General features: G+C 61.1%; 13 protein-coding genes. 10 read left to right on the top strand and 3 right to left on the bottom strand.

What is annotated here, in order from left to right; all coding sequences use genetic code 11:
* Positions 1-276 precede the first annotated feature (276 nt).
* The 3 genes from AC1D0I_RS01300 to AC1D0I_RS01290 are packed head-to-tail and all read left to right on the top strand — an operon-like array spanning position 277 to position 3,930.
* The gene (locus AC1D0I_RS01300) at positions 277-1,491 is read left to right on the top strand and encodes a glycosyltransferase family protein (RefSeq protein ID WP_477305464.1); all 1,215 of its coding nucleotides are present in this window, start codon (positions 277-279) and stop codon (positions 1,489-1,491) included.
* 1 nt (position 1,492) lies between these two features.
* A complete protein-coding gene (locus tag AC1D0I_RS01295) occupies positions 1,493-2,737 on the top strand; it encodes a glycosyltransferase family 4 protein (RefSeq protein ID WP_457154935.1) in 1,245 nt (414 codons plus the stop codon).
* A complete protein-coding gene (locus AC1D0I_RS01290) occupies positions 2,734-3,930 on the top strand; it encodes a glycosyltransferase family protein (protein ID WP_477392548.1) in 1,197 nt (398 codons plus the stop codon). Before AC1D0I_RS01295 ends, AC1D0I_RS01290 begins: the two co-directional genes overlap by 4 nt.
* A 90-nt stretch (positions 3,931-4,020) precedes the next feature.
* Here the strand turns inward: AC1D0I_RS01290 and AC1D0I_RS01285 are convergent, their stop codons facing one another.
* The gene (locus AC1D0I_RS01285) at positions 4,021-4,695 is read right to left on the bottom strand and encodes a class I SAM-dependent methyltransferase (RefSeq protein ID WP_477392546.1); all 675 of its coding nucleotides are present in this window, start codon (positions 4,693-4,695) and stop codon (positions 4,021-4,023) included.
* A gap of 80 nt (positions 4,696-4,775) precedes the next feature.
* Here AC1D0I_RS01285 and AC1D0I_RS01280 point away from each other — a divergent pair, with 80 nt between their 5' ends.
* From AC1D0I_RS01280 to AC1D0I_RS01265, 4 genes are all read left to right on the top strand, one after another.
* Positions 4,776-5,033 carry a hypothetical protein gene (locus AC1D0I_RS01280; protein ID WP_477392544.1) on the top strand — a complete coding sequence of 86 codons (258 nt, stop codon included), beginning with the start codon at positions 4,776-4,778 and terminating at the stop codon, positions 5,031-5,033.
* Between the two features lie 16 nt (positions 5,034-5,049).
* Positions 5,050-7,764: an ABC transporter transmembrane domain-containing protein gene (locus AC1D0I_RS01275; protein ID WP_477392543.1), complete on the top strand. Its 2,715-nt coding sequence runs from the start codon at positions 5,050-5,052 to the stop codon at positions 7,762-7,764.
* 181 nt (positions 7,765-7,945) lie between these two features.
* Positions 7,946-8,395: a cyclic nucleotide-binding domain-containing protein gene (locus tag AC1D0I_RS01270; protein WP_095083929.1), complete on the top strand. Its 450-nt coding sequence runs from the start codon at positions 7,946-7,948 to the stop codon at positions 8,393-8,395.
* Positions 8,396-8,524: 129 nt separating this feature from the next.
* Positions 8,525-9,379 carry an MBL fold metallo-hydrolase gene (locus tag AC1D0I_RS01265; RefSeq protein WP_477392541.1) on the top strand — a complete coding sequence of 285 codons (855 nt, stop codon included), beginning with the start codon at positions 8,525-8,527 and terminating at the stop codon, positions 9,377-9,379.
* Position 9,380: 1 nt separating this feature from the next.
* On the opposite strand, the gene AC1D0I_RS01260 is transcribed toward AC1D0I_RS01265, so the two are convergent.
* Together AC1D0I_RS01260 and AC1D0I_RS01255 are read right to left on the bottom strand one after the other, a co-directional pair.
* Positions 9,381-10,145, bottom strand: a complete 765-nt coding sequence (locus AC1D0I_RS01260) for a polysaccharide deacetylase family protein (RefSeq protein ID WP_477392539.1) — start codon at positions 10,143-10,145, stop codon at positions 9,381-9,383.
* Positions 10,142-11,230, bottom strand: coding sequence for a glycosyltransferase family 4 protein (locus AC1D0I_RS01255; protein WP_477392537.1), 1,089 nt, complete (start codon positions 11,228-11,230; stop codon positions 10,142-10,144). The genes AC1D0I_RS01260 and AC1D0I_RS01255 overlap by 4 nt, the downstream gene beginning before the upstream one ends.
* 74 nt (positions 11,231-11,304) lie before the next feature.
* Here AC1D0I_RS01255 and AC1D0I_RS01250 point away from each other — a divergent pair, with 74 nt between their 5' ends.
* The 3 genes from AC1D0I_RS01250 to AC1D0I_RS01240 all read left to right on the top strand — a co-directional run bounded on the left by AC1D0I_RS01250 (position 11,305) and on the right by AC1D0I_RS01240 (position 15,504).
* On the top strand, positions 11,305-12,483 hold the full coding sequence (locus AC1D0I_RS01250; RefSeq protein WP_477392536.1) for a DUF3095 domain-containing protein: 1,179 nt from the start codon (positions 11,305-11,307) through the stop codon (positions 12,481-12,483).
* Between the two features lie 85 nt (positions 12,484-12,568).
* A complete protein-coding gene (locus tag AC1D0I_RS01245) occupies positions 12,569-13,912 on the top strand; it encodes a nucleotide sugar dehydrogenase (RefSeq protein ID WP_477392534.1) in 1,344 nt (447 codons plus the stop codon).
* A gap of 263 nt (positions 13,913-14,175) precedes the next feature.
* Entirely contained in the window at positions 14,176-15,504 is a 1,329-nt protein-coding gene (locus tag AC1D0I_RS01240; protein WP_477305448.1) for an adenylate/guanylate cyclase domain-containing protein, read from the top strand.
* Positions 15,505-15,556: the final 52 nt, after the last annotated feature.

Below are 15,556 nucleotides of genomic sequence, written 5' to 3'. Positions count from 1 at the left end.
CCGTTGAATTTGCTATCTATCGACCAATCCTGGCTTCGCCCTGATACGCGATTGGCACCCCGTTTGCTGTCGCCTCTGCTTCCATTGCGCCTGGACATGTGGCAAGCGGGCAGCTGAGCAGACGCGGCTTCCTGGCTTCAGCATATGGACCCTCTCGGGTAATACGAATTGAAAATTGCGCTGTCATGTTTCAAAACAGGTCGGTAGACCCGAGAGTTTCGAAGCCTGCGGGGTCGCCACGGTCCTCAGGGCGAGAATCCTAAAAGACGTTCAGCAATGACCCAGCACGTACAAAACGCTCGAATTCTCATGTACAGCCACGACACGTTCGGGCTCGGCCACTTGCAGCGCTGCCGGACGATCGCGCATTCGCTGGTCGAGGATTTCCGCGGACTTCAGGTGCTTATCATTTCGGGCGCGACCATCGCTGGCGCCTTCGACTACCGCGCCCGTGTCGACTTCGTGAAGATCCCCAGCGTCATCAAGTTGCGCAACGGCGAATACACCTCGCTGGAAAAGCATATCGATCTGCATGAGACGCTAAGGATGCGCCAGTCGATCATCCGCCACACAGCCGAGACCTACCGGCCGGATATCTTCATCGTCGACAAGGAACCGCTCGGCCTGCGCGGTGAGATCGAGGACACGCTGTCCTACCTCAAGACGCGGGGCACCACGCTCGTGCTTGGCTTGCGAGAGGTGATGGACGCGCCGAATCTGCTCGAAGCAGAGTGGGCACGCAGGGATGTAATGCGCAAGATAGGCCTGTTCTACGACAAGGTCTGGGTCTATGGTCCGCCGGATTTCTACGATCCGTTGACGGGCCTGGATGTGCCGTCGGCTGTCGGAGCAAAGATGAAGTTCGTCGGTTTCCTGCAACGGAGCCTGCAGCGGAACGAGATGCCCGGCCACCGGCCCGAGGGCGACTATATTCTCGTTACCACCGGTGGCGGCGGTGACGGCGCCGAACTTATCCACGACGTCTTCGATGCCTATCAGCAGGATCCGCAATTGCAGCATAGGGCGCTGATCGTGCTTGGGCCTTACATGCCGGCGCGCAAGCGCAACAAGCTGGTCAGGAAGGGGTCCAAGATCCCCTATATCAAGATCATCGAGTTCGACAACCGCATGGAAGACCTGATTGCCGGCGCCAAGGCGGTCGTGGCGATGGGCGGCTACAACACCTATTGCGAGATCCTGTCTTTCGACAAGCCGGCGCTGATCGTGCCGCGCGTCAAGCCCCGCGAGGAACAGCTGATCCGCGCACGGCGCGCAGCTGAACTCGGCCTCATCGAGATGCTCTTGCCGGAAGAAGCCAAGGATTCCCAGCGGTTTGCCGATGCACTGAAGGTGCTGCCGGACCGGCCCCGCCCATCGCAGAGCAATCCGCATCTGACGCTGGAAGGGCTGCCTCATATTTCCGAAATCGTCGCGGAACTGCTCGAGCGGCGTGCCGGCCATCACCTTTCGGTCATTGAAGGCATGAACTGAGTTGCAACATCGCAAGATCGTCGTGGTTCTGAAAGGCTATCCGCGGCTGTCGGAAACCTTCATCGCGCAGGAACTGCTCGGTCTGGAGCGTGCGGGGTTCGACCTGATACTGTTCGCGCTCAGGCGGCCGACCGATGCAAAACGCCACCCCGTGCATGACGAGATCAAAGCGCCGGTCCACTATCTGCCGGAATATCTGCATGAAGAGCCGCTGCGCGTGGTTCGCTCGCTGTTTGCTCATCTGCTGCGGCCGGGCTTCTGGCGCGCGCTCGGATCGCTGGCGACCGATATCCCCCGCGACTTTACGCGCAATCGCGCGCGCCGTTTCGGGCAAGCGCTCGTGCTGGCGGCTGAATGGCCGGAAGACGCGGGCTGGCTGCACGCACATTTCGCGCACACGCCGGCATCGGTGACGCGCTATGCCAGCCTGCTTCGCGGCCTGCCCTGGAGTTGCTCGGCCCATGCCAAGGACATCTGGACTTCGGCGGACTGGGATCTGGCCGGCAAGCTTTCCTCGGCGCGCTGGACGGTCACTTGCACGAAAACCGGCTTTGACCGTCTGACAAAACTCGCCAACGGCAATTCGTCCGTGCATCTGAGCTATCATGGGCTCGACCTTGATCGCTTCGGCAGTTTCGGCGAGGCGCGAAAACAGCATGACGGCTCGGTGCCGGACGAACCGGTTGTCGTCTTGAGTGTCGGGCGCGCCGTCGAAAAGAAAGGTTACGATACCTTGCTGGAGGCCCTTGCCCTCTTGCCTGGTGATCTGGCGTGGCGTTTCGAGCATATCGGCGGCGGCGAGGAACTGGGACGGCTCAAGGCGCTGGCGCAAAAGCTCGGACTGGATGGTCGCGTCTCCTGGAAAGGCGCGCTTGCGCAGGAGGAGGTGCTTGAGCACTACCGCTGCGCCGACATCTTCGCCCTGGCCTGCAGGATCACCGCAAATGGCGACCGGGACGGTCTGCCGAATGTCTTGGTGGAGGCGGCCAGCCAGCGGCTTGCCTGCGTGTCGACCGATATTTCCGGCGTGCCGGAGCTGCTATCGCCTGAAGATACCGGGCTGCTGGTTCCGACGGAAAACCCAATCGCCCTGGCACAGGCGCTGGAGCGCCTGATCCGTGATCCCGTGCTGCGCGCCCGCCTCGGCGATGCCGCGGAGCGGCGCGTGCGCGGCGATTTCGATCATACGGCAAGCATTGGACAGCTCAAGGAACTGTTCGAGCGGGAGTGGCGGGCCGCCGAATGAAGCGGCTGCGCGCTTTCTTCTACGTCCAACACCTGCTCGGCATTGGCCATCTCGCGCGCGCCAGCCGCATTGCGGCGGCTCTGGCCGATGACGTGTTTGACGTCACCGTCGTAACGGGCGGAGCGCCGATTGCCGGGTTTCCGGGACCGGGTGTAAAATCTGTCACCCTGCCACCTGTCACCTCCGGCGATGAAGGATTTTCCGGACTTGTCGACCTGCAGGGCAAACCCATCGACGATGATTTCAAGAAACGGCGTTCGGAGATGCTGCTGCAGGCATTCCGGGAGTGCAGGCCTGATATCGTGATTGTCGAGGCGTTTCCATTTGGACGCCGGCAGATGCGTTTCGAACTCTTGCCGCTAGTCGAGGCCATCGACGCGACGTCGCCCAGACCGCTGCTGGCGACGTCCGTGCGTGATATCCTTCAGGAGCGTGTCAAGGCGGGCCGAAACGAAGAAACGGTCGATCTCATCAACAGGCATTTCGACCTTGTCATGGTCCACGGCGATCCGGCTTTCGCAACCATCGACAAGACATTTCCACTGGCTGAAGCGATCAGCGCCGAGGTCACCTACACAGGGCTCGTTGCCGCGCCGCCATCGGCCGCGGCCTCCGAGCGCTTCGACGTTCTGGTGTCGGTTGGCGGCGGGGCTGCCGGAAAGAGCCTTGTCAGGTCCACCATAGCAGCGGCGCGCAATGCCTACAAAGGCTGGAAATGGTGTTTGATCACCGGCCCAAACCTGCCGAAAGACGAGTTTGACGCGATCGCACGCGATGCCACGCCGGGCCTGTCCATCTTCCGGTTCCGCGAGGATTTCGCCAGCCTGCTGACCGGCGCCCGCCTGTCAGTCTCGCAGGCGGGTTACAACACGGTCTGCGATGTCCTGCGCGCGGGTTGTCGCTCCCTGCTCGTTCCATTTGCAGCCGGCGGCGAAACCGAACAGACGGTTCGCGCTCTGATGCTCGAAGAACTCGGTCTTGCAACGGTGCTGACGGAAAAGGACCTGACGCCTGAAGGTCTGGCGCAAGCGATCGAACAGGCGCTTGTGGGACCGGTGCCATCCGCGCATCGTCTCGATCTGGAAGGCGCGCGTCACGCGGCGCAAATCCTGCGCGAGCGGTATCGAACATGGTCTCTGAAAGTGGGGCCCGGTTTCGGAAAAGTTCATGATCAAACAGACGATGGATCCTAGAGCGGTTCATCGTTTCACGGACCCGCAGAACCGCCCTATCTCTTTGTTTTGACGCAAATTCCCTGAGGGAAAGCGCTACGCGCTATGCCATCAAACAGTTCCAATCAGCATGAAGCGCGTATAATTTTTTGTCGGCAGTTCGCCCGAGAACCGCACCTCCCGCAGCGCCGCCATTGCTTCGAAGGCTGCAAGTGAAGCTACGCAGTTGATGTGCGTCGGCTCGCTGAAATAATCGTTCGATTGCAGCAGTACATTCGTGCCCCGCGGAAGCAGGGCAAGCCAGGCGCCCAGATCGGCTATGTGCTCGCAGCTCGTATTGACCGTCAGATCGGGCCGTCCGGCCGCATAGTCGAGTGCGTACATATCCGCCGTGACCGCCCGGAACCGGTCGCCGGCGTCCCGGTTGAGGGTCCGGGCGACCGGCGCGACTTCGGGATCGATGTCGATGCAATCGACCGCCGCGATGTCGAAGCGGGCGTCGTTGAGAAGCATCGCCGGCAAGACGCCGTACCATCCACCCAGAACCCATATGCGGCCGAACCGGCCGCCGAAGCTTTCGAACAGCCTGTCGCGCGCCCACATCTTGCAGGCGACCTGCTTGTGGTTGAAGGCATTGGCGATATCGGCCTCCGGATGCTTGGCGACGACGCGCGCCAGCCCTGCCACGAGAGGGCTGTTGACATAGGCAGCAATTCCCCGCGTGAGGTCCAGGGCTTGCTCGTGCCAGTCCATGCCGGCATTGCGCGGTTGCGTAACATCCATCATATTCGTCTTGTATGTTGGGATTTCGGGCGACACAACGCAATCTTGCCTCCCGCAAGGCCGTTTGATTCGCGGACGTGATTATGCTGCAAGCCGCTTCGCCATTGCCCGGTGCCGGAGAGTGCCTGTTGCGTCTGTCCGGACCATCGGCGTCGATCCGCCAGCGCCAGCCGCGCAACTGCGGCCTCGTGCTGGAACGCGACGCCTCACAGGTTCCTTACAGAGTCGAGCGCAGGACAATCGCCGTCCACTGCAGCTTTGAGCTTGTCGCTGGCGACGAAGAAATCGCCGATCCGCCATTCGCCAGCAGGTGCCCTTACATCCTGCATCCTTCCAACTGAAGGTCCACAGTCGCATATGGAACCCAGCCTAGCCCGCTATATCTGGACGCACACCAAGAAGCAGCAGGTCTGGATATTGATCATCGTCTTGCTTTCGATGATCCCGTATTTCATGTCCTTCGACCTGCCGAAGCTGATCGTCAACGGCCCGATCCAAGGTAGCGGCTTCGAGCAACCCGGCGCGACCCGGCCATTCATGAAGCTACACTATAACGTGCCGTTCATTGGAGAGGTCCAGTTCTTCTCCGGTTTTCAGCTCGACCGCAAGGAGACGCTGTTTGCCCTGAGCCTTGTGTTCCTCTTGCTGGTCGTCATCAACGGCCTGTTCAAACTCTACATCAACACCTACAAGGGCCGCCTCGGCGAACGCATGCTGCGGCGTATCCGCTTTGATCTGGTCGATCGTGTGCTGCGGTTTCCTCCGGTTTACTTCAAGCGAGTGAAATCCGCCGAAGTGGCGACCATGGTGAAGGACGAGGTGGAGCCGCTGGGCGGCTTCATCGGCGATGCCTTCCTGCAGCCGGTACTGCTCGGCGGCCAGGCATTGACGGCCATGCTGTTCATCATGGTCCAGAACGTCTGGCTCGGAATGATAGCGGTCGTGATCGTGGTGATCCAGATCGTGCTCATCCCGCGAATGCGGCGGCGGCTGATCGTGCTCGGGCGCGAGCGGCAGTTGACGGCGCGGGCGCTTTCGGGCCGGGTTGGCGAAATCGTCGACGGCATCGGCGCGGTTCACGTCCACGATACGTCAAACTACGAGCGCGCCGACATAGCTGCCCGGCTCGGGCTCATCTTCAAGATACGCTTCGACCTTTACCAATGGAAATTCATGGTAAAGTTCCTTAACAATTTTCTCGCGCAGCTCACTCCCTTTCTGTTCTACATGATCGGCGGGTATCTGGTCATCCAGGGGCGGCTGGACGTCGGCCAGCTCGTGGCCGTGATCAGCGCCTACAAGGACCTGCCCGGACCGATGAAGGAACTGATCGACTGGGATCAGGCGCGGCAGGATGTCCAGGTCAAATATCAGCAGGTCGTTGAACAGTTCACCGTCGACGGTCTCATCGAGCCGAAAATCGGGGCATTGACGATCGACGATCCCGGTCCGATGACCAACCCCCTGTCGGCGATCGGTCTGTCCATAGCGGACGATGGCGGTGCCATGCTCCTCGACCGCATCTCCCTCCAGGTCAAGCCGGGTGAGACGGTGGCGCTGGTCAGTACCGCAACAGGTGGAGCTGAGGCGCTTGCAGAAGCTTTCGCCCGGCTGAATTGGCCGGACAGCGGAAGGGTCATGTCGGGCGCCGATGACCTGCTTGAACTCCCCGAAGCAGTGACCGGCCGGCGCATGTCCTATGCCTCGTCGGATGTTTTCCTGTTCCAGGCCAGCCTTCGCGATAACTTGCTCTACGGGTTGAAGCATGCGCCGCTGACACCGGTGACTTATGACGGCGCTGCGGCAGACCAGCACCGCTGGAACATGCACGAAGCGCGCCGGTCGGGTAATCCGGATCTCGATATCCAGAGCGACTGGATCAACTATGCTTCCGCCGGCGCTACCGGCCCGCACGACCTCTTTGAAGCTGTGCGCAGGGTGCTCGACGCGGTTGTCCTGTCGCGCGATATTCTGGATCTTGGCTTACGCTCTTCGGCCGACCTCACGCGTCACACGGAGCTTGCCAGGCGGATCGTCGAACTGCGTGCGGCGCTGCGAACCCGGCTGGAGCAGGAAGGGCTGAGCGGACTGGTGGTTCCTTTCGAACCCGGCGCCTACAACAAGGAAGCGACGATCGGCGAAAACCTGCTCTTCGGCGCTGCCGCCGGCCCCAAGCTGGCCGACAGGGCTCTGGCTGCCAATCCCTATTTTGCTTCCGTGCTGAAAGAAGCCGGCCTCGACCGCACGCTCTACGAAATGGGCATGGAGATCGCCGGACAGGCGATCGAGCTGTTTGCCGACCTGCCGGCCGATCACCAGTTCTTCCAGCAGCTCGCCTTCATGAGCGCCGAGGAGATACCCGCCTACGAAACCTTGCTGCAACGGCTCAAGAACCGGCCCCACGAGGCGGTTTCCGAGAACGACCGCGCCATGATCGTCACCTTGAGCTTTGCGTATATCGAGCCCCGGCACCGCTTCGGCCTGCTGAGCGACGAGCTGATGAGCAAGATCGTCGCCGCGCGCAACCATTTCTATGAAAACCTGCCGCCCGAGCTGCAAGATGCGATCGAACGGTATGATCCCGCCAAATATATTGCCGCAGCCACCGTCATGGACAATGTCCTGTTCGGGCGCGTGGGCAACAGCCATCCCGACGCGCCGGACCGCATACGCTCCATCGTCTATGACATTCTTGACGAACTTGGGCTCTATGCCGAACTTCTGGATGTCGGCCTGGACTTCAACGTCGGCTCCGGCGGCAGGCGGCTGACCGGTGGACAGCGACAGAAGCTCGATGTTGCCCGGGCCTTGCTCAAGCGTCCCGATTTTCTCATTCTCAACCGGCCGCTATCGGCGCTCGACCATCGCATGCAGGAGAAGGTGTTGCGAAACGTGCTCGAGGCAGCCAGGTGCGACGGCCATTCGCCGGCAATAGTGTGGGTCGTGACGAGTCCGACAATGGCGGCGATGTTCGATCGCGTTGTCGTCTTCGACTCGGGTCAATTGGTGGAAGACGGAACACACGAGACACTTTTGGCAGGCAACGGTATCTTCAAGGAACTGCTGTCATAGAGGGATGGACATTCAGATGGGATCATTCTGCCGGTGGGAATTTGTCAGGCGGCATCGCCCGATCGCACGACATCAGGCTCGCCATCGCGTGGTTGGCTTCGCCATCCCGGAAACAGAATTGATTCCATCCGGGCGTTCGTTGCTCTAGTCTGGCAAACGCGAATTTTGGAGGTTTGCGACAATGCTGCTCAAGGATGAAGTTGGAATGCTGCAACGCATTCCCCTGTTTTCCGGCATCGAGTCGACAAAGCTCAAGCTGCTTGCGTTCACATCCGACCGGGTAAGCTACAGCGCCGGCCAGATCCTTTTCCGGCAGGGCGACGAGGGAGACGCCGCCTATGTCATCCTTTCAGGCAGCGCGGATATTCTGGTCGATTCCGACAGCGGACCGATTAAAATTGCCGAAATGGTGCCAAATTCGATCGTTGGCGAGATCGCCATACTGTGCAACAGCTCGCGCACAGCCACCGTCAGAGCGGCCAGTCCGGTGGAAGCCTTGAGAATCCGCAAGGATCATTTCCTGAGGCTTATGCGGGAGTACCCGGAAATGACCATCGAGATATTGCGGGTTCTTGCCGACCGCCTAAGCCATACGACCGCGGATCTGATCGACGCACGAAGCGCTAAATAACGAATGGCGCGCATTCAATCCTCGCCGTCGCGATGGCACGGCCTCTGAGAGGGCCACCTGGAGAAAACCTGTCTCGCCTAGCAGCCGTTGTTTGGCTACGATGGGTGACGGGGAGTACGAAGGGCTAGCATGGACGACGATGTTTTCCTGGTCAGGTTTTGGGGGGTGCGCGGCAGCATTTCGGTATCGGGCCCAGAATTCTCTCGCTATGGCGGCAACACTATCTGCATCGAGATGCGATGCGGCAAGCATACGCTTCTGTTCGACGCGGGCTCTGGCCTACGACCCGCCGGCGCGGCGCTTCGGGCGTCGGGCGTGACCGATTTCGACCTGTTTTTCACCCATTGCCATTACGATCATATCATCGGGCTGCCGGTGTTTGCGCCGATCTATGACCGGAGTATCAAGATTGCGCTTTGGTCCGGGCATCTTGCAGGACGCATGACGACCAGGCAGATGGTCGATGAGTTCATTCGGCCGCCGTGGTTTCCGGTGAGACTGGATATCTGCAAGGCAAGCCTCGACTACCACGATTTCGTATCCGGAGACGTGCTTCGGCCGCGCAAAGGGGTGGTGGTCCGAACCGGCAGCCTTGTCCATCCGGGCGGCTGCATAGGCTACCGGGTCGAATGGGGCGGTCGCGTCGTGGCGGTGATCACCGACACCGAGCATGAGCCGGATAAACTCGATCAGGCGGTGCTCGGCCTGATCGCAGATGCCGACCTCGTCGTTTACGATTGCACCTACACCGAGGAGGAAATGGAACACCGCCGCGGTCACGGGCACTCGACATGGCAACAGGGCGTCAAGCTCTGTGAGGCGGCCGGTGCGCGGGGGCTCGCCCTGTTTCACCACGATCCGACACGCACCGACGAGCAACTGGACGAGATCGAGAAACTGGCAAAGGACAGGTTTGCCGGCGCTTTTGCCGCGCGCGATGGCCAGACGCTCAAACTCCCAGTCTCATTGCACAAGAAGCGCTGAGCTATTTTCCTCTACCGGCGCTGCGCCCGATCAATGTCCTGATCGGAAGCCATGCGCAGGCTTCAGTCCGTGCGGTGAGCGTGAACAGCCTTTCGAGGAAAAGCCAGGCCGATTCATCATGGACGAGATGGTGGGTGAGCAGGCCGACCGGTTCGCCGCCGTCGAATGCATGCTGCAATTGCGCGACGATCGCCTGAACCAACAGGCCATGATCGTGGCAGCCGCGCGTGCCATGCCAATCCATGATGTCGACATTGCTGTTGATGACCGCCAGTGAAGCCGGCTTTGGCGGCCCATAGACCGACAATGCCGCAAATCCTATCGATCCAAGGTCGGATACCAGGCCGGCGTCGATCCTGTTCCAGGGTGGCACCAGCATCGGAACGGCACGTGCGCCGTGCAAGCCGGTCAGGTGCGACAGCCCGCGAGCCAGATCATCCAGCATCGCCGCGCGTGGCCGATGCGCGCCGAGCTCCTGCTTTTTCTGGTCCCCGGGCGCATGATTTCGATGCGCCCAGCCATGGATGGCGACGGTGGCGTGCGGCGCCTCGTCGAGCCGGATGACAAGCTTCTCATCCGTCAGGGCCGGAATGACGGCCAGAGTGACCGGAACCGCGAATTCACCTGTGAGGGCGAGCAGCCGATCAAGCTCAGGCGTCGGCTCCACGGTGTCATCGTCGCGCAGCCAGAACTCCCCCTTGCGGCCCGCCCGTTGCCAGCGCGCCAGTTCTTCCACCAAGGGTTGCCAGATCCGATCGGGTGTCATGAAACGGGGATCCTCGAAAGAAGTTCGGCCAGACGCGCGGCAGCAGCACCGAGGGAGCGTTCTTCGAGGATGAAACGTCTGGCTTTTTCGGCCATGATGGTTCTTTCGTCGTTACGGGCCAGAAGCCTTTCGATGGCGGAAGCGAACGCCGCCACATCGCCCGGCGGGGTGAGAAACCCGGTCTGGCCATCCCGCACGACCTCCGGCACGCCGGCGATGTCCTGAGCCACCACCGGAAGGCCGGCGGCCTGTGCTTCAAGATAGGCAACGCCATAGGCCTCGCCGTAGCCCGGCCAGACGTAAATTCCCCCTCTGTAGAGCACATCAGGCACGGCGGCCGGCTCGATCGCGCCAAGCCAATCGATACGGTTGGCCGGCAAGCCGGCGAATTGCGCTTTGACCTCGTCACGGGCAGGCCCGTCCCCGACGACCGACATGGTCCAGGGCAGGTGGCGGATCGGACCGAGCGCTTGCGCCAGCATGCGATAGCTTTCGACCTTGTCGCCCGGGCGCATCATGGCGACGGTAACCAGGCGCGTCGGACAACCCCGTGCCGGTATTTCCCGGAATGCCGATGTGTCGATGAAGGGCGAAAGCATACCGAGAGCGGCGTCGGGAATCGCGTCTGCCAGTCCCTGGCGATCCCTTTGCGTGAAGCAGATGTTCAGTGCTGCCTGTTCGACGGCTCGCGCCACCAACGCTTGCGTGTCGGCCCACAAGCCGGCGTTGCGCCGCCCCGAATAGGAGGCTTCGGCTGTCACATAGGGGACGCCAAAGGCCGACGCCAGCTCGGGCCCGATCAGGTCGGGTGCCTTGTAATAGGGATGATAGGAGAACCAGAGATCGGGCTTGCCGTGACGATCCCAAAGCTTTGTCAGCCGCGCGGCTTCCTCTCGGGCTTCGATCTGGAGCGCATCGAAACTTTTCGGCTCCGGCTCGCGTAGATAGAAGCGCAGTTCGGATGCCAGTTCGACGCTATGCCCTCCATGCTCCAGCGCCTTGACCAGCATCCGTGCCATCTGGCGGTCGCCGGAGGCAACCGGATGATTGGGCGACTTCAACGGCGCGTAGAAGGCAATTCGCATCGCGCGACCCTATCATTGGAAAGCCTGCGCAAGTCAATTTCGTAGCATGATCGACTTCACCTCTAAGCAGTGGAATGTGCTATCTGATGGTTATGGAAACAGCTGCCGCGCCCGACCCGTTTGTCGCGTCCTTGCCGGTCTTCGCAAAGTTCGAAAGCGTTGCCGATATCGACAATTATCGGCCTTTGCCCGATGGCTGGGCGCTGGCCACCGCCGACATCGTCGGCTCGACCAAGGCGATCGAGGCTGGGCGCTATAAGACCGTCAATATGGCCGGCGCCAGCGTCATCTCGGCACTGCTCAATGCGCTGGGCCGGCAAGATCTTCCCTTTGTCTTCGGCGGCGACGGCGCGCTCGTGGCGTTTCCCGGCTCGGCGCTGGAGATCACCCGCAACGCGCTGGCGGCTGTCCAGAGATGGGTGGCGGACGAACTGGACCTGACCTTGCGTGCCGCGATCGTGCCGATAAAGGATGTAAGAGCGCACGGCTTCGACGTTCGCGTGGCGCGGTTCCAGGCCTCCGAAGCAGTCTTTTATGCCATGTTCGCCGGCGGTGGCGGCAGTTGGGCGGAAGCCGAGATGAAAGCGGGGCGCTACCGCATCGATCCTGCGCCGGCCGGCGCGCGGCCGGATCTGACCGGCCTCTCCTGCCGCTGGAACCCAATCGAAGCCCGCCATGGCGAAATCGTCTCGATCATAGCCATACCGGGGGCGTCGCGCGACTTGCGCGGTTTTCAGTTCCTGGCTTCCGACATCATCGCCCTTGCCGGCAGGGAGGAACGCGATGGCCACCCGGTGCCGGTGAACGGACCGGGCTACAGTTTGCTGCCCGCCGGCCTCGATATCGAGGCGCGGGCCACCGCGCCGGCAGGATGGCGGTGGGCGTCGAAGCTGTGGATAGTGTTCCTGATGACGCTTACGGCGGTCACCGATCGATTTGGCTGGACGATCGGCCGTTTCGATCCGAAGGTCTACAAACGCGAAGTGGCCAGCAATTCGGATTTCCGGAAGTTCGACGACGGCTTGAAGATGACCATCGACGTTGACGCGGATGTGTTGCAACGGATCGAGAACCGGCTGAAACAGGCGGAAGAGGCAGGCATCTGCAACTATGGCCTGCACCGCCAGAAATCGGCCTTGATGACATGCCTCGTCGCCTCGCCGCTGCAGCGCGATCACCTTCATTTCATCGATGGCGCCGCCGGCGGCTATGCGATGGCTGCCGCAAGCCTGAAGGCGAAGGCGCCGGTCTGACGACGGCTTGCGGAAATCGTTTTTCCGCAATATGCCTCGGCCATGGGAGCGGACAGCCTGTCCGAATTGACGGGAAAGCAGATTCTTGGACGCCTCACAATCGACATATGACCGTATTCTGAGCCGCATCTCGACGCGCACCGCGCAAGTCGGCGTGATCGGACTGGGCTATGTCGGTTTGCCGCTGGCGGTTGCGATCGCACGCGCCGGCTTCCCGGTTTCCGGCTTCGACATCGAAGCCCGGAAGGTCGAGAGCCTGAACGCCGGCCAATCCTACATCGAGGCGGTGACGTCGACAGCCCTCGCCGGCCAGGTGGCAAGCGGACGGTTCCGGGCCACTGCGGATTTTGCCGAACTGGCGGTCTGCGATGTCATCATTATCTGCGTCCCGACACCGCTGACGAAACACCGCGAGCCGGACCTCTCCTTCGTCAGGGACACGGCAGCCACCATCGCCAAGCACCTGCGTCTCGGCCAGATGATCGTGCTGGAATCGACCACCTATCCCGGCACGACCGACGACGTGATCAAGCCCGTATTGGAAGAAACCGGGTTGCTGTCGAAGACAGACTTCTTCCTCGGCTTCTCGCCCGAACGAGAGGATCCCGGCAACCGCAGCTTTGAGGTCGCGACGATCCCCAAGGTCGTGGCAGGCGACGGCATTGAAGCGGCGACGCTCGTGCAGGCTTTCTACCAGGGCGTGGTCAAGACCGTCGTTCCGGTTTCCACCACGGCGACCGCCGAGGCGGTCAAGCTGACGGAAAACATCTTCCGTTCGGTCAACATAGCCCTCGTCAACGAGTTGAAGGTCGTGTTCGGTGCGATGGGCATCGACATATGGGAGGTGATCGAGGCGGCAAAGAGCAAGCCCTTCGGTTACATGCCTTTCTATCCTGGCCCCGGACTTGGCGGGCATTGCGTTCCGATCGATCCCTTCTACCTGACGTGGAAGGCGCGCGAATACGAACTGCCGACCCGCTTCATCGAACTGGCGGCGGAGATCAACACGGCCATGCCGCGTCATGTTGTCGATGAACTGGCGAAGGCGCTGGACCGGCGCTGCGGCAAGGCGCTCAGCCGCTCGCGCATTCTCATCATCGGGCTCGCTTATAAGAAGAATGTGCCCGACATCCGCGAAAGTCCGTCATTGCGGCTCATTGAACTCATCGAGGAATGGGGCGGCAAGGCGGAATTCCACGATCCGCATGTTGCTGAGATTCCCAGCACACGGGAGCATATGGCGATCAAGGGGCGTCGCTCGGTCGAATTGACCGAGGCGGCCTTGAAGGATTTCGATGCTGTGGTCGTTGCAACCGACCACGATGCGATCGACTATCAGGCGATCGCCGATCACGCTCTGCTGATCGTCGACACGCGCAATGTTTTTGGCCGCCTCGGGCTAGCTCGGGAAACGGTGGTGAAGGCCTGACGGCGTCTTGCCGGCGAATTTTTCCGACCGATGTCAGGATCGTGGTTGCACTCCGCCGGCAGCCTCGCCACATGATGGCGCAACAGATAAACGCAGTTACGCCCGCTCCTTGCCTGCAACGACAGTCATTCGAGAAATTCTTCGCCGGCTTTTTCCGCCGAAGCCGGCTTCCTTGACTTCGAGGGCCTTGTCCTTGGATCGTTGGCGGACTGTGTTGTGGCGGATCAAAGGAGTGGCCCATCTTGGACGGGTTTGGAGACAGCATGAGCACAGAGATTTCCACCATCCTCGTGGATAAGGTTGCCGATTGGCTGACCCAATCGGCGCTCGAGGGCAACGACCTGGAAACGTTGGTAAAAGGCTTTTGTGAGCGGCTAGCTGCCGCCGGCCTGCCACTGAAGCGGGTGCATTTGAGCTTTTCGATGCTTCATCCGCTTTATGACGCGCTTGGCTTCACCTGGTTTCGCGGCCAGGGCCTCGAAGTAGAAGGCTTCCGCAACGAGGGCGGCGTGCCGTCCGACAGGTTCGTGACCAGCCCATATTACCATCTGCTCAGCAACAAGCTCGACCATCTGCGGCGCCGGTTCGACCCGTCGGTGCCGTCGGAGTTTCCTGTTTTTGATGAACTCAGGCTTATGGGCGTCACCGATTACATGGCTTTCGTCCATCCCTTCAGCGGCAACACCACGCAGGGCATGATGGGGTCTTGGTCGACCGACAGTGCCGCAGGCTTCAGCGACAGCATGATTTCGGCGCTGCTGCGCATCCAGAACCATCTCGCTATCGCAACCAAGATGGCGGTCCTCACCAAGCTCGCCGACAACATGATGACCACTTATCTCGGCGGCGACGCCGGCAGGCGCGTGCTGGACGGCCAGATCAAGCGCGGCGAGGGTGATACAATCCGGGCCGCCCTGGTCATGGCCGATATGCGCGGGTCGTCAAGGCTTGCCGAAACCTCCGGCCGCGAAATCTATATCGATACCCTGAATCAGTTTTTCGACGCCGTTGCCGCACCTTTCAATCGCAAAGGCGGGCAGATCATGAGTTTCATTGGAGATGGCTTCATTGCCGTCTACCCTTGCGAAAGGCACCGCTCGCAGTCCGAGATCGCCTGCCAGGCAGCTCTTGCGGCAGCGCACAAGGCCAGCGCGCGCATGATGGATCTCAATCTGCGCAGGAAGCAGCAGGGGTTGAGCGACATAGGCTTTGGTATCGGCCTGCATGTCGGCAATGTGATGTTCGGCAATGTCGGCCTTACCGACCGGCTGACATTCTCTGTCTTCGGCTCTGCTGTAAACGAGGTCCAGCGTCTCCAGACGCTGACCAAGAAATATCCGCACAGCGTTCTCGCCAGCAAAGATTTCGCCAGCTATTGCGGCACCAACAGCTGGCTGACGCTCGGTAACGAGGAACTGGCGGGCATCAAGAAGCTGACGGTGCTTTCACCCGATCTGTCGGGCGCTCTCGCGCTTGATGAAGACGGTGCGATGGAGCCGATTCACGATCGGATATCGGACGCTGAGCAGGTCATGCTGCTTCATCGCGATGCCGCCCGGCTGTCGGCGGGCGACCGGCGGAAGCTCCAGTAACCGCCACGATCTGATCCGAACGCTTTTGGTCTGCAGTCCGGTCGCCGGTTCC

The organism is Mesorhizobium sp. P2_D1, from assembly GCF_056404455.1.
Note: the sequence above shows the minus strand (reverse complement) of the source record. Positions and strands in the feature narration are given on the sequence as shown.

Excerpts from the sequence above, each read along its gene's own strand:
- AC1D0I_RS01265 (WP_477392541.1), top strand. The coding sequence starts at position 8,525 with ATGGACGACGATGTTTTCCTGGTCAGGTTTTGGGGGGTGCGCGGCAGC.
- AC1D0I_RS01240 (WP_477305448.1), top strand. The coding sequence starts at position 14,176 with ATGAGCACAGAGATTTCCACCATCCTCGTGGATAAGGTTGCCGATTGG.
- AC1D0I_RS01255 (WP_477392537.1), bottom strand. The coding sequence starts at position 11,230 with ATGCGAATTGCCTTCTACGCGCCGTTGAAGTCGCCCAATCATCCGGTT.
- AC1D0I_RS01250 (WP_477392536.1), top strand. The coding sequence starts at position 11,305 with ATGTGCTATCTGATGGTTATGGAAACAGCTGCCGCGCCCGACCCGTTT.
- AC1D0I_RS01290 (WP_477392548.1), top strand. The coding sequence starts at position 2,734 with ATGAAGCGGCTGCGCGCTTTCTTCTACGTCCAACACCTGCTCGGCATT.
- AC1D0I_RS01270 (WP_095083929.1), top strand. The coding sequence starts at position 7,946 with ATGCTGCTCAAGGATGAAGTTGGAATGCTGCAACGCATTCCCCTGTTT.
- AC1D0I_RS01285 (WP_477392546.1), bottom strand. The coding sequence starts at position 4,695 with ATGATGGATGTTACGCAACCGCGCAATGCCGGCATGGACTGGCACGAG.
- AC1D0I_RS01275 (WP_477392543.1), top strand. The coding sequence starts at position 5,050 with ATGGAACCCAGCCTAGCCCGCTATATCTGGACGCACACCAAGAAGCAG.
- AC1D0I_RS01280 (WP_477392544.1), top strand. The coding sequence starts at position 4,776 with ATGCTGCAAGCCGCTTCGCCATTGCCCGGTGCCGGAGAGTGCCTGTTG.
- AC1D0I_RS01300 (WP_477305464.1), top strand. The coding sequence starts at position 277 with ATGACCCAGCACGTACAAAACGCTCGAATTCTCATGTACAGCCACGAC.
- AC1D0I_RS01260 (WP_477392539.1), bottom strand. The coding sequence starts at position 10,145 with ATGACACCCGATCGGATCTGGCAACCCTTGGTGGAAGAACTGGCGCGC.